The following is a 13,128-nucleotide window of genomic DNA, read 5'->3' on the forward strand; positions in this document are numbered from 1 at the left end:
CTCGCCCAGCCTCTAAACTTCCAGCGCGGCAACACGCCCACGCGCAGGCTTGACCTTGTCCAGCTGCATGCAGCGCTCCAGGAACAAATGCATGTAATCGTAACTCTTGATAACGGCCTGACGCAGCTCAGCTTGCAGCTGCAGGCTCGGTTTATTACCCACCAACGTGCAAATGATCTCGAGCGCCTCCCAAGGGTGCGCGTCGTCGTACTGTGCATGCATCTTGAGCCATTTCATGGCTTTCTTGCGGGTTTCTTCAGGGAATGCTTCGGCGTACGCACCATTGGAACAGACCACTGCCGACCACTCGCCCGTCGCTCCTTCAATGGCATAGTTGGTGGCCGCCATCGCAACAGCCAGTGAGTCCGAAGAGCTGGTCTGCCAGCACCAGTGGCTCAGTGCGTGCAGCTCAGGCGCAACCCGTTGATCGTGGAGGTCTTCAAGCGTCACATCGTGCGCTGCACACCAGTTCACCCAGTAGTCAGCATGATTGAGTTCGACGCGAATATTGCGCATCAGCCAGCGGCGCGCCATGTCTTCGCCAGGATGACGACCAAAGCGGGTCTTGGTGAGGTTCTTGGCCATGTACACCGCGAACTGCTCGACAACCGGCCAACCGCCAATCAGGTAATGGCGCATGATCTGCGGACTCAGCTTCGCGTCGCGCATCTGCTGGTACAACTCGTGCTCGACCACCCGTGCCTTTGCAGCGCTGCAATCCTTGATCAACTGCTGCGCCCAGGCCGGATAACTGCTGGCTTCCATGAGCGGACCGGTTCTCTCGAAAGTGTCGATCAATGGGTATCTCCTTATAGGATTTCAACTGATTAACGTAGCGTTCCTGGCGCGCCGAACATCAGGGGGTCAGGCCGTACGGGCTGAATGTACAGACTCTCGCAAGTGAACAATTCAGGGCGTGATATCAGATACCCTTGTGCAAAATCCACGCCCATTTCCTGCAACGCAAACTCTATCTGCGGCGTTTCTACGTACTCGGCAATGGTGCGTTTGCCCATCACATGACCAATATTGTTGATGACCTCGACCATAGCCTTGTTGATCGGATTGTCGAGCATGTCCTTTACAAAACTGCCATCGATTTTCAGAAAATCCACAGGCAAGTGTTTGAGATAGGCAAAGGACGACATGCCCGAACAGAAATCATCAAGGGAAAACTGACAGCCCAGCCCCTTCAACTCGTTGATAAAGCGAATCGCGCTGTCCAGGTCTGCAATGGCACTGGTTTCAGTGATCTCGAAACAGATCATTCCGGGCGATACGGCAAATGCCTTGAACTGCTGTTTCAGGTATTCGAGGAACGTATCATCGCCGATACTTGAACCTGACAAATTTATAGCACATAGCGCCTGCGGTGCCTGATGCCGATCATCACTCTGGCATTGGGCGATCACTTTGAAGACATTGTGCACCACCCAACGATCCAGCGTCGTCATAAGACCGTAGCGCTCCGCAGCCGGGATAAAGTTGTCCGGAACCACCATTCGTCCGGACTCATCACGCAGGCGCAGGAGGATTTCTATGTGCCGTACCTCACCGCCTTCACCTTTGATCGAAGCGATTTCCTGCGCATAAAGGCAAAAGCGATTTTCATCCATTGCCATGTGCAGACGTTGTATCCAGGCCATCTCGCCGAACCGCATCGACAGGGTCAGGTCGTCAACACTGTAGACCTGAACCCGGTTGCGGCCTCTCTCCTTGGCCATATAACAGGCCATGTCGGCAGCAGACAACGACCCTTCAAGCGTGGCGGGTGTATCGCCGAGCTGCACCAGACCGATACTTACGGTAGTCATGAATGGCCGACCTTTCCACATGAAATGCAGGGTCTGCACGATCTCGCGCAACCCCTCGGCTATATCGAGGGCCGTGTCGGCAGGGCAATCGACCAGCAACACGCCGAACTCGTCACCTCCCAACCGGGCCAGTGTGTCACCGTCGCGCAAGCCCTGCGGCAATGCCCGGCAAAGCTGGCGCAGCAGCTCATCGCCCGCCGCATGACCACCGGTGTCATTGACCAGTTTGAACTGATCCAGATCAAGAAACATCAGACAGTGGCTGCTCGCCTGATCGTCAATACCATCCAGTACCCGCTGCAGGCGATGCTCGAATTCACTGCGATTGACCAGCCCGGTCAGCGGATCATGGGCGGCCTGCCATGACAGATCGGCGATGTACTGACGCTCCTGTGTCATGTCATGCAGCACCAGCACCGCCCCGCTGACCACGCCCTCGTTGTAGATCGGCGTACCGACCAGTGCTACCGAGACCGTACTGCCATCCAGCCGCTGGATAAGCTTGCTGTTGGCGCTGCCGCCCTTGAGCTTGCCGGTGACGATCTGCTCGACCAGCGTCGAGGTGTCCTTCTGATCGTTTTCATCCAGCAGATTGAACAGCGCTGTCAGCGGAAGCCCGCTGGCCTGGGTGCTTTTCCAGTGCGTCAGGCCCTCGGCTGCGGGGTTCATGTAGACAATGGCCCCGGCCACGTCGATGGTGATCACTCCGTCGCCGATGGACTCCAGGGTAATCTGGGCGCGCTCTTTCTCAAGTTGCAGAGCATCAGCAAACACGCGCCGCTGGACAATCAGACGACGCACACGCAGCAGCGCCAGAAGAATCAGTAAAACGGCAGTGACCAGATTGACCGCAATCAGCAGGTTGAGGATGAACCGGGACCCCTCGCCCAGCGCATCACTGAACGCCCGCGCTGCGGGCGTTACCCCTTCATTGATGACATTGATCTGCACTCGCCACTGATTGACCTCGGCGGCAGTCACCTCACCCTCACCGACCCGGTCGTGAATATTCCGCGCAAGTTCATTGAGCTGCATGAGGTAGCCATCACCCACCTCCCAAAAGTGAATGGCCTGCTTCATGAAGCTGAAGTTATGGAAGTTCAGGTACATCCAGATGATGCCGTTCGCGTCATCGGGGTGATTGCCGCCCTGAATGATCCCGGCCCTGGCATCCGCCATGGACGGAATAGGCTGATCGAGCGCCTTGCGCAAGGCGTGGCCGCCCTGAGGGACGGAAAAGGCGTTTTGATACTTCAGATAGTCACGCTCATCATGCGTGATGGCGTATAGGCTCAGGTAATGGATGGCGTCTTTCTGGCCCTTGGACCAGAGACTCTCGCCCGCCACATAGCTGCGCACCGCAGACATGGTGTAGAGACTGACACACCCCAGCAACGCCTGAAACAGCGCGACGGCAATGAATGGCCATACGATGCCCAACAGACGGGGCTTGGAGAAGGTCCATGGTTGATTCATGGGTTTCACCTCACCACATGCCTGAATAAACGTCTAGCGCAGAGACTAGGGTCTGTTCCCGTTTCACATTGGCAGCCACAGAAAAGCGCAGGCCATTGCTATGACGCTTTCATAGTTTCTCTTGAGTTTGTCGAACCGAGAAGCCGCCGCCCGGAAATGCTTCAACCGGGCAAAGGCGTTTTCTACGAGATGTCGATTGCGATATAACCCTTTGTCCAGATCTGCGTTCCCTTTCAGAGAATTGCGCTTTCGTGGAATCACCACTTTGCTGCCTTGCTGCTCGACCTGAGCGCGTATCGCTTCAGTGTCGTAGCCCTTGTCCGCAATGATCACTTCTGCATTGGGCATCTTGGCAATCAACGAGGCCGCCTGCGAACAATCATTGGTCTGGCCTCCGGTCACGTCAAATGCAATGGGCAGCCCACAAGCGTCTACAGCCAGGTGAATCTTGCTGGTGTTACCGGCTCGGCTTTTTCCGATGGCCTGGTCCTGCGTGCTGGCAGCACCTGCACTGTGCTGATGAGCCTTTACATAACTGCCATCAATGAAAACCCACTCCATGTCAGGATCGGTCATCAGCACCTCAAGCACCTTGACCCACTTGCCTGAAGCAGACCAGGCATTGAACCGCTTGTAGACCTTGCTCCAGTTTCCAAACGCTTTCGGCAGGTCTCGCCAAGGGCAACCCACACGCATGCGGTACAGCATGCCTTCAACCGTGGTGCGCAAATCTCGCTTGTTGTAGATCGATTCGTGCAGCAAAATTTCTCGAAGCTTCGGCCAGTGCTCATCACTGAGCATTAATCGGGGCATTGCAGGCTCGTATTGGTGTTGTGTGAGAACTCCAACAATACGGGCCTGTTCTCATAGAGATCAATGGGTTACGTCGAAACGGGAACAGACCCTAGGCTAAATTCGTAAATGATGGCAGGTGATTCTCCCGCAATCGAGCCAACCTGTGCGCTGATCGAGGCATCGCACATCAGATTTGTTGCAAGTGTCCGTACAGCTTTGCGTAAAGACCTCCATCGGCAATCAACTGTTGGTGTCCGCCGTCTTCGACAATCCGCCCGCCATCAAACACCAGCACCCGGTCAGCCTGCTTCACGGCCGACAGGCGGTGCGCGATGATCAGCGTTGTGCGACTGCGCAGAAAACGTGCGAGGGCCTGATGCAGGTTGTACTCGGTAGCCGCGTCCAGTGCAGAGGTAGCTTCATCGAGGATAACCACTTTAGGGTCGGACAATACCATGCGTGCGATGGCCATGCGCTGACGCTGGCCACCCGACATTCTGACCCCGGAGCGCCCTACCACGCTGTCCAGACCTTGTGGCAGATCGAGGATCGCAGAATCGAGTTGCGCAACTTCCAGCGCACGCCAGCAGGCTTCGTCGCTGCAGTCACGACCGATGGTCAGGTTGGCGCGCACCGTGTCATTGAACAGGGCGGGATGCTGCAGTACCACGGCAACGTTCTCGCGCACAGTGTCAAGACCGATATCCTGCTGACTGACGCCGCCAAAACGGATCACTCCGGTGCGGGCCGTGTACAAGCCCAGCAGCAACTGCACCAAGGTGCTCTTGCCGCCACCACTGGCACCGACGATGGCGACCTTTTCACCCGGCGCGATGCTCAGGTTCAACTGATCCAGCACCAGGTCTTCGCCATAACCGAAACTCAGGCCACGCACCTCGACCCCCACGGTCTCGCGCCCTGCGAAAGGGTCAGTGCCGCCGACATATTGCGGCTCATCGGCACGCGCCAGCAGCTCGTTGATACGCGTCAGAGCACCACCCGCCGCGTAATAGGCGTATTGCAGATTCAACAGTTGCTCAACCGGCGTCATCATGAACCAAAGGTAGCTGAACACCGCGAGCATCTGCCCGATCGACAGGTCCGAGAACAACACCGTGAGCATTGCGGCGGCACGAAAGATATCGATACCGAACTGGAACAGCAGCCCGCTGGCACGCCCCGAGGCGTCGCTTTTCCATTGCGAATTGATGGCGTAATCACGCACTTCCTGCGCCCGCATGCCCAGCCGACCAAGGAAGAAACCCTGTCGATTACCCGCCCTGACTTCCTGAATCGCATCCAGTGTTTCACTCAGCGCCTGGGTAAAACGCGACGTGCTGTCGTTTTCCAGCTTCTTGAGATGCTTGACCCGCTTGCCCAGCTTCACCGTGAGCAGAATCACCAGCGGGTTGAACAGCATGATCAGCAGCGCCAGCTTCCAGTGCATCCACATCAGAATGCCCGCCGTGCCTGCCAGGGTCAGCGTGGCTACCGGCAGTCGGCTGAGGGTTTCGCCGACAAACTTGTCCAGCGTGTCCAGGTCGGTCACCAGATGCGTAGTCACCGTGCCGCTGCCCAGGCTTTCGTACTCACGCAGGGAAATGCGCTTGAGCCGTTCGATCAAACGTAGCCGGATACGGTAGACGATATCCTTGGCCAGCCCGGCAAACAGCCGCGCCTGCAGAACGTTGAACACCAGCGCTCCGACACGCAGCACCAGAGTCAGCAAGAGCATCAGGCCGATGTAGCCCGCCGCCTTTTGCAGGCCGTCAGGCAGCAAGTGATTCATGACTTTCAGTGCCGCATCGCCGCGCCCCAACAGCACTTCGTCAACCAGCAACGGCAACAACAACGGGATCGGCACGCTGCACAGTGTCGCCAGAACCGCGACACCATTGGCCAGCCACAGGGCTTTTTTATGACGCAACGCAAGACGCCGGATCTCGGCCCAACTCAACGCATCGCCATGCTTGGCTTGCGACCGCCGGGCGGCATCGGGCGATTCATCACGCACTGGCTGCACGCTCCAGCCATCGACCCAGCAAGGGCGAAAGGCTGCTCAACGGCTGATAACCGTTGGTCAACAGCGCCAACTGGCCGTTACGCTCGGCAAGCAGGGTCGGAAAACCGGCGATGCCCAGATCCTGCGCCCAGGCGAAATCAGCTGCCGTGGCAGCTTGCCGCTCCTTACTCTCGAATTCATCGGCAAATGCCTGACGCGACAGCCCCGCCTGCTCGGCCAGTTCGGCCAGCAATGAAGGGCGTGTTACGTCACGACCTTCGCTATAGAAAGCCCGCTGAATCAGCCCGACCAGTTCCCAGGCGCGGTCCGGGTCCAACTGCCGTGCCGCAGTGACGGCCAGACAGGCAGGCGTGGTGTCGTAGACAAACCCTTCCGGCAGCGCACCCTCGCGAAGAAACGGCTGGCCGGTGGCATCTTCGACCGCCTGCCAGTGCTCGATAATGTAACGACGCTTGGCCGGCTCCAGCGCTGCACCCTCAGAGCGCAGACCGCCCATGACCAGATGCAGCGGCACGCCCGCTGCCCGAGCCTGTTGCACCAACGCGTCGGCAACTGGAGCGAAGCCCCAGCACCAGGAGCACATAGGGTCCATGACATAGATCAGGCGGGCAGACATGGCTCAGGCCTCGGAGGGCAAACGATAGTTGCGACCAATCGGATGGGGCTGGTTACGTGCCTTGGCCAGTTCGATCTGTTTTTGCCGGTCGATGGCGCTGCGACGAGTCTTCTCGCTCAGCGAATCCCAACAATGCGGGCAGCTGACACCCGGTGAGTAATGCTCGCTGGCGCGATCCTCGGCACTGATCGGCGTGCGGCAGGCATGGCATTGATCATAATCGCCTTCGGTCAGGTCGTGGCGCACCGTAACCCGGTTGTCGAACACGAAACACTCGCCGCGCCACTGACTTTCCTGCTCAGGGACTTCTTCCAGATATTTGAGAATCCCGCCCTTGAGGTGATAGACCTCTTCAAAACCCTCGCCCAGCATGTAACTGGAGGCTTTTTCGCAGCGAATGCCACCGGTACAGAACATGGCGACCTTCTTGTGCACCGCCGGGTCGAAATGCGCCTTGATGTATTCCGGAAACTCGCGAAAAGACGTCGTCTTCGGATCGATGGCGCCCTCGAAGGTGCCAATCGAGACTTCGTAGTCGTTGCGGGTATCGATCAACAGCACTTCAGGGTCAGTGGTCAGGGCGTTCCAATCCTTGGGCTCGACGTACGTGCCGACGCTCTTGTTGGGGTCGACACCCTCTACGCCCAGGGTCACGATCTCTTTCTTGAGCTTGACCTTGGTGCGATAGAACGGCTGCTCGTCGCAGTAGGATTCCTTGTGATCGATGTCGATCAGGCGCGGATCGCTCTTCAACCAGGCCATCAGGCCGTCGATGCCTTCGCGGCTGCCGGACACCGTGCCGTTGATGCCTTCATCGGCGATCAACAGTGTGCCCTTGATGCCGTTGTCGACCATCGCCTGCAACAGGGGCTCGCGCAGTTCCACGTAATCGCTGAGGGTGACGAACTTGTACAGCGCGGCCACGACGATCGGCTGAGTCATCGGCTCTTGAGTCATGTATCTCTCCAGTGGCGACCCTCGCAAAGGGCCTACCGGGTAAAAATGTGCGGACAAAAAAAAGCACCGGCCAGTCGGCGCGGTGCGGATTCTAGCAAAAACCGGAGTGCAGCAGGCAGGTCAGCGGATCAATAGCCCCGGTAAAAGGGCGCAAATCAGCCAAAAACCCTGATCAGTGACCGCCAGCACAGGTCGGTGAAGCAGGCGCTGCACCGACCTTCGACCATTCTTCAGGCGTGTAAGTGTGCAACGCCAGCGCATGAAACTCGCCCATCAGGGCACCCAGCGTGGCGTAAACCTTCTGGTGCCGCTTGACCGAATTCAGGCCCTGAAACTGATCACTGACCAGAACAGCCTTGTAATGGGTCTGCTGACCACGACTGTGCATGTGGCTCTCGTCGAGCACTTGCAGATGGTGCGGTTGCAGCAGCGCAAGCGCCGACTCGATTCGTTGTTGCATGGTCATGGCAGCAATCGCCTGTCAGGGCTTTTTGGCAGGAGCTGGAGCGGCTGCCTTGGCAGGTTCCAGTTCGGCAGTCATGTCAGCCAGAAGCTTGTTGACGACCGGCACTGCGCTTTCCAGCTTGCTTTGGGTCAGTTGGGCCGATTGCTGAGCCAGCTCAGGCATTTTGGTCATCACTTTCTTGCCCAGCGGAGACTGGTAGAACGCAACCAGGTCCTTCAGCTCGCTTTCGGTGAAGTTGGCGGTGTACAGCTTGACCATCTCAGGCTTGAGCTTGTTCCAGCCAATGGCTTGGTCCAGAGCGGTGTTGGCCTTGGCCTGATAGGTTTCAAGCAGGGCTTTTTTCGATGCAGGTGCCTTGGTTTCAGCAAAACGCTGAGCGAACATCTGCTGAACCTGCGCATAGACCGGAGCGCCCAGGCGATCGGCGTTGGCAAGTTTCAGGAACGTTTCGGCGCTCGCGTTGTGACTGGCGGTGTCGGCGAAGACCTGGCCGCTGGCACAGACCAGGGCTACCGCGGTACAAATGGCACGAAGACGGGTCATCGAGTTTCCTTATCTAGCAAACGAGGCATTACCCCAGGGCCGACCATTCTGCGCTTATCTGGGCTTTTGGCTCAACCCCCGGTTCACCCAGCGGTTAAAAAGCACTGCGCGGGAACCCTGTAGGCATATGGACACCTAACCCTGCAACGCACTTAAAGGAGTAAGAACAGTGAGCCGCACCGAAACCGACAGCATTGGCCCGATCGAAGTCCCCGAAGATGCCTACTGGGGCGCGCAGACCCAACGCTCACTGATCAATTTTGCGATTGGCGATCAGCGTATGCCACTGCCCGTTCTGCACGCGCTGACCCTGATCAAGAAAGCCGCGGCACGCGTCAACGACCGTAACGGCGATCTGCCCGCCGACATTGCCCGCCTGATCGAACAGGCCGCCGATGAGGTGCTCGACGGTCAGCACGACGCGCAATTCCCGCTGGTGGTCTGGCAGACCGGCAGCGGCACGCAAAGCAACATGAACGTCAACGAAGTGATCGCAGGCCGAGCTAACGAACTGGCAGGTCAGGGCCGTGGCGGTAAATCACCAGTTCACCCCAACGATCACGTCAACCGCTCGCAAAGCTCCAACGATTGCTTCCCGACAGCCATGCACATCGCCACTGCCCAAGCGGTCAAGGAACAGCTGCTGCCCGCCATCGCCGAGCTTTCCAGCGGGCTTGCCGAACAGGCTGCGCGGCACATGAAACTGGTCAAGACCGGGCGCACGCACATGATGGACGCGACGCCTATCACCTTTGGCCAGGAGCTGTCGGGGTTTGTCGCGCAACTGGTGGATTACGCAGAAAAGGCCATTCGCGCTGCGCTTCCCGCCGTCTATGAGCTGGCTCAGGGCGGTACTGCGGTCGGTACCGGGCTCAACTCGCCGAAAGGCTTCGCCGAGGCCATCGCAGCAGAGCTGGCTGCACTGTCCGGGCTGCCGTTCGTCACTGCGCCCAACAAGTTCGCCGCACTGGCCGGTCACGAGCCGCTTGCAGCACTTTCCGGCGCACTGAAGACCCTGGCCGGAACCCTGATGAAAATCGCCAACGACCTGCGCCTGCTGGGTTCCGGCCCGCGTGCCGGGCTGGCCGAAGTCAGGCTGCCAGCCAACGAGCCCGGCAGTTCGATCATGCCCGGCAAGGTCAACCCGACCCAGTGCGAGGCCTTGTCGATGCTCGCCTGCCAGGTCATGGGCAACGACGTGACCATCGGCTTCGCCGCCAGCCAGGGCCACCTGCAACTGAACGTCTACAAGCCGGTGATCATTCACAATGTGCTGCAATCGATCCGCTTGCTGGCCGATGGCTGCAGCAATTTCAATGAACACTGCATTGCAGGCATGCAGCCGGATGCTGAAAAAATGGCTGAGCACCTGGAGCGCGGACTGATGCTGGTTACTGCACTCAATCCGCATATCGGTTATGACAAATCGGCGCAGATTGCCAAGAAGGCTTACACCGAAGGCCTGACCCTGCGTGAAGCCGCATTGGCGCTGGGTTATCTGACCGATGAGGAGTTCGACGCCTGGGTGCGTCCGGACAAAATGCTCGAGGCAGGCAGTAATGGCTGATGCCAGAAGCGGCGCAACGCCACTGGAAGGTAACGGCAAACGGATTCTGATGGTTTACGGTACGCCGAAAGCCATCAGCCTCTGCCATGCCCTTGGCGAAGCCTATGCACAGGCTGCGCGCAGTGAAGGGCATGTGGTGCGGGAACTCAAGCTGGGCGAGCTGGATTTCGACCCCATTCTGCACAATGGCTACGATCAGACCCAGACACTTGAACCGGACCTGCTTGACGCCCAGCGCCAGATTCACTGGGCCGAGCATCTGGTATTCGTCTATCCCGTCTGGTGGGGCGGCTTGCCGGCACTACTGACAGGCTTTTTCGACCGGGTACTGACGCCCGGTTTTGCGTTCAAGACCCACGGCCGCAAGCATTCCTCCAATGAGCTGCTCCGAGGCCGCACTGCGGAGCTGCTGGTCGCCATGGACACGCCGCCACGCTATTTTCAATGGATTTACGGCGCGCCGGCTCACCGGCAGATGGTGCGGACGATATTGGGCTTTTGCGGGATAAAAACCAAACGCCTTAGCGAATTTGCCCCGGTGCACAGTGCCAGCGAACAGCAACGCCAGGAATGGATTCTCCAGGCGCAGGCACTGGGCAAGCGCTGATCTGTCCGAGCGGTGAATTCAGGCCTGTGCGAGCCTTGCCTTGCGCGCTCTGAGGCCAGCGACCAGTGAAGGACCAAGCGCGGTCAGCGCCGACCCCGTCACCACCAGCAGCGCGCCGCCGTAACCCATCACGTTCAATTCCTCTGCCTGCACATAATCAGGCCATAGCCACGCTGCGGCAGCCACGGCGGTCAGCGTAACCAGCGGCGTCATCGCAAGCGTCGCGCTGACCCGTGATGCCTCCCAATGCGCCAGCGCCTCAGCGAAAGCACCATAGGCCACCAGTGTATTCAGACAGCAGGCGAGTAGCAGCCAGCCCTGCAACGGGCTCAACAATAACGCCTCGGCGGGGTGCGCCCAAGGCGTTAGCAACAGCGCACAGAACAGGTAAATCACCATCATCACCTGCAGCGAATTCCACACGGTCAGGAGCTGCTTCTGGCTCAATCCATAGAACGTCCAGATGGTCGAGGCCAGGAGCACCACCAGCACACCAAGGGTGTAATCGCCCAACGAGGTGAACAGCTCCACCAGACGCTGATTGAAAAAGAAGCCGAAACCGATCAGCAAGACGGCCAGACCAATGCCCTGCCCCAGACTGAAACGTTCCTTGAACAAAAAGATACTGCTGATCAACAGGAAGATCGGGCCGACCTGAACCAGTAATTGCGTGGTACCGGGGCTCAGCAGCCGCAAGCCGATGAGGTACAGCACGTAGTTGCCGACCAGGCCGAATACCGCCAGCCCCACCAGTACCTGACCCTTGCGTCCCAGCACCTTGAAGCTGGGCAGGCGCTTGACCGACGCCAGCCAGATGAACAACAGCGCGCCGGAAACAGCCAGGCGAAACCAGGTCACAGTGACAGGGTCCATCACCTGCAGGACCTGCTTGAGCTTGATTGGCAGAATGCCCCAGAGCAACGCAGTCAACAGCGACAGACAAAGGCCATAGACCCAGCGACCAGACGAGATGTGCATTGAACCTTCCGCAAGAGATAGAACCAGTTGCTCATTCTAGGCGCTGATCTGCAAAGCAACAGTTACAGCTGGGCGCAGTTAACGCCGCCAATTGTGTTCTTTACCCCTGACCGCCGTGATTGCGCTGATACGTCTCGCTGCCCATTGCCTGAATCTGACCTTCGATCAAGGCGTCGAAAGGCTTCAGCAGCGCCTCGAAAGAGCGTGGCGCTTCCAGCGTCTGCAACGTATGAACGATAGCCTCAAGCGTCGATAAGGCATCCGGACCCGGCGCTTTGCGCAAGCGATAACGCGAAACTGGCACAATGCCTGGTGTGACCCTTGGCAGGCCCGCCAACAAGGGGTTGAGGTGCAGCAGTTTGCGCGCCTTGCGCCAGGTGCCATCCGGCACGACCAGCAACATGGGCAGCGAGTTCTGCACATAGGGCAGCAACGTCTCGGCAGCGTCACCCGGAAACAGCAACCGCGCCTGATAGCCGGGCGGGTTCAAAAGCGTTTGCAGATCATCGAACACTTCCCCCACCCGCAACTGCGCATTGACCAGACCCAGTGCGGCCAGTCGCGCCGTATTCAACGCATGGCCGGCTTCATCGGGATGCTGCAGGATCAACACTCGCGTGCGGCTGTCCAATTGCGGAATCAAGGCGCAGAGACAGTGCGGGACGGGACGCAGGCAACGTTTACAGCGGGCGCGGGGCATCGGTTCTTACTCGGACAATCCAAAAAGGTTAAAACATGCCGCGCTGCGCCATGACCTTGAGCTCATCACAACCGCCTGTCGAACTGCGGCGCAGTTTAACCGGATAGCCCCCATTGCACGGGGGTGAACCGTAGCTGCAACAGCGATTTGAGCTAGCCTTGAGGTCTGGGCTGGTGAAATGAAGTACGCCTGCTGAATCTGACAAGATCAACCTCAGGGGCTTTCATGAATCGCGAAGAAATCAAACAGAAGGTGTTTGACGCGCTAGGCATCATTCTAGTGGATAAAAGCATGATTCACGAAGGTGCCACCTTCATCGACCTGGCTTTTGAGGACGATGACATAGAGTGTCTGTTCGCGGCGCTGGGGGACATCTTCAACTTCGCGTTTCCTGACCAGATCAAGGAACAGGCCATCACAAAGCCCGAGGACTTTTCCCTGCACATGATCATCGAGCTAATTCTGTTGATGGGAAACGAAGGCAACAAAACCAGGATAAAACCCGGACATCGGCATTGAATGCCAGCCCTTGTATCGGGACACTCCTGTGCGTCCCGACCAGATTCAATATGCGCTCTGCCCAGCG

Annotated in this window: 13 protein-coding genes; 3 read left to right on the forward strand and 10 right to left on the reverse strand. The window is 58.3% G+C overall.

Annotation, left to right across the window (positions count from 1 at the left end):
- Window positions 1-12: 12 nt before the first annotated feature.
- The 8 genes from AC4ANK_RS20045 to AC4ANK_RS20080 all read right to left on the reverse strand — a co-directional run bounded on the left by AC4ANK_RS20045 (window position 13) and on the right by AC4ANK_RS20080 (window position 8,690).
- A complete protein-coding gene (locus AC4ANK_RS20045; protein WP_002554574.1) occupies window positions 13-798 on the reverse strand; it encodes an iron-containing redox enzyme family protein in 786 nt (261 codons plus the stop codon).
- Between the two features lie 29 nt (window positions 799-827).
- On the reverse strand, window positions 828-3,290 hold the full coding sequence (locus tag AC4ANK_RS20050; protein ID WP_005731280.1) for an EAL domain-containing protein: 2,463 nt from the start codon (window positions 3,288-3,290) through the stop codon (window positions 828-830).
- A gap of 63 nt (window positions 3,291-3,353) precedes the next feature.
- On the reverse strand, window positions 3,354-4,103 hold the full coding sequence (locus tag AC4ANK_RS20055) for an IS5 family transposase (RefSeq protein WP_460382697.1): 750 nt from the start codon (window positions 4,101-4,103) through the stop codon (window positions 3,354-3,356).
- A 169-nt stretch (window positions 4,104-4,272) separates the two neighbouring features.
- Window positions 4,273-6,099, reverse strand: a complete 1,827-nt coding sequence (locus AC4ANK_RS20060) for an ABC transporter ATP-binding protein (protein ID WP_002554576.1) — start codon at window positions 6,097-6,099, stop codon at window positions 4,273-4,275.
- Window positions 6,092-6,724 (reverse strand): DsbA family protein, encoded by a 633-nt coding sequence (locus AC4ANK_RS20065; RefSeq protein WP_002554577.1) that lies wholly within the window; start codon window positions 6,722-6,724, stop codon window positions 6,092-6,094. The genes AC4ANK_RS20060 and AC4ANK_RS20065 overlap by 8 nt, the downstream gene beginning before the upstream one ends.
- 3 nt (window positions 6,725-6,727) lie before the next feature.
- Window positions 6,728-7,666 carry an oxygen-dependent tRNA uridine(34) hydroxylase TrhO gene (gene trhO / locus AC4ANK_RS20070; RefSeq protein ID WP_002554578.1) on the reverse strand — a complete coding sequence of 313 codons (939 nt, stop codon included), beginning with the start codon at window positions 7,664-7,666 and terminating at the stop codon, window positions 6,728-6,730.
- 187 nt (window positions 7,667-7,853) lie between these two features.
- Entirely contained in the window at window positions 7,854-8,147 is a 294-nt protein-coding gene (locus AC4ANK_RS20075) for a BolA family protein (RefSeq protein WP_002554579.1), read from the reverse strand.
- Window positions 8,148-8,162: 15 nt separating this feature from the next.
- A complete protein-coding gene (locus AC4ANK_RS20080) occupies window positions 8,163-8,690 on the reverse strand; it encodes a DUF2059 domain-containing protein (protein ID WP_003314637.1) in 528 nt (175 codons plus the stop codon).
- Between the two features lie 169 nt (window positions 8,691-8,859).
- Between AC4ANK_RS20080 and AC4ANK_RS20085 the strand changes: the two genes are divergently transcribed.
- Window positions 8,860-10,257: a class II fumarate hydratase gene (locus AC4ANK_RS20085; RefSeq protein WP_460384697.1), complete on the forward strand. Its 1,398-nt coding sequence runs from the start codon at window positions 8,860-8,862 to the stop codon at window positions 10,255-10,257.
- Complete coding sequence (locus AC4ANK_RS20090; protein ID WP_002554582.1) at window positions 10,250-10,864, forward strand: NAD(P)H-dependent oxidoreductase; 615 nt, start codon at window positions 10,250-10,252, stop codon at window positions 10,862-10,864. The genes AC4ANK_RS20085 and AC4ANK_RS20090 overlap by 8 nt, the downstream gene beginning before the upstream one ends.
- A gap of 18 nt (window positions 10,865-10,882) precedes the next feature.
- Here AC4ANK_RS20090 and AC4ANK_RS20095 read toward each other — a convergent pair whose 3' ends face one another.
- Together AC4ANK_RS20095 and AC4ANK_RS20100 are read right to left on the reverse strand one after the other, a co-directional pair.
- Window positions 10,883-11,842, reverse strand: coding sequence for a DMT family transporter (locus AC4ANK_RS20095; RefSeq protein WP_002554583.1), 960 nt, complete (start codon window positions 11,840-11,842; stop codon window positions 10,883-10,885).
- A gap of 100 nt (window positions 11,843-11,942) precedes the next feature.
- Window positions 11,943-12,542: a tRNA-uridine aminocarboxypropyltransferase gene (locus AC4ANK_RS20100; RefSeq protein WP_002554584.1), complete on the reverse strand. Its 600-nt coding sequence runs from the start codon at window positions 12,540-12,542 to the stop codon at window positions 11,943-11,945.
- A gap of 225 nt (window positions 12,543-12,767) precedes the next feature.
- Here AC4ANK_RS20100 and AC4ANK_RS20105 point away from each other — a divergent pair, with 225 nt between their 5' ends.
- On the forward strand, window positions 12,768-13,061 hold the full coding sequence (locus AC4ANK_RS20105; RefSeq protein WP_002554585.1) for a hypothetical protein: 294 nt from the start codon (window positions 12,768-12,770) through the stop codon (window positions 13,059-13,061).
- Window positions 13,062-13,128: the final 67 nt, after the last annotated feature.

The sequence above is a fragment of the Pseudomonas sp. Pmew2 genome (assembly GCF_058129885.1).

Bases quoted from the DNA above. Each gene is read 5' to 3' on its own strand.
- AC4ANK_RS20055 (WP_460382697.1), bottom strand. From the start codon at position 4,103: ATGCCCCGATTAATGCTCAGTGATGAGCACTGGCCGAAGCTTCGAGAA.
- AC4ANK_RS20050 (WP_005731280.1), bottom strand. From the start codon at position 3,290: ATGAATCAACCATGGACCTTCTCCAAGCCCCGTCTGTTGGGCATCGTA.
- AC4ANK_RS20065 (WP_002554577.1), bottom strand. From the start codon at position 6,724: ATGTCTGCCCGCCTGATCTATGTCATGGACCCTATGTGCTCCTGGTGC.
- AC4ANK_RS20075 (WP_002554579.1), bottom strand. From the start codon at position 8,147: ATGACCATGCAACAACGAATCGAGTCGGCGCTTGCGCTGCTGCAACCG.
- AC4ANK_RS20090 (WP_002554582.1), top strand. From the start codon at position 10,250: ATGGCTGATGCCAGAAGCGGCGCAACGCCACTGGAAGGTAACGGCAAA.
- AC4ANK_RS20095 (WP_002554583.1), bottom strand. From the start codon at position 11,842: ATGCACATCTCGTCTGGTCGCTGGGTCTATGGCCTTTGTCTGTCGCTG.
- trhO (WP_002554578.1), bottom strand. From the start codon at position 7,666: ATGACTCAGCCGATCGTCGTGGCCGCGCTGTACAAGTTCGTCACCCTC.
- AC4ANK_RS20100 (WP_002554584.1), bottom strand. From the start codon at position 12,542: ATGCCCCGCGCCCGCTGTAAACGTTGCCTGCGTCCCGTCCCGCACTGT.
- AC4ANK_RS20105 (WP_002554585.1), top strand. From the start codon at position 12,768: ATGAATCGCGAAGAAATCAAACAGAAGGTGTTTGACGCGCTAGGCATC.
- AC4ANK_RS20080 (WP_003314637.1), bottom strand. From the start codon at position 8,690: ATGACCCGTCTTCGTGCCATTTGTACCGCGGTAGCCCTGGTCTGTGCC.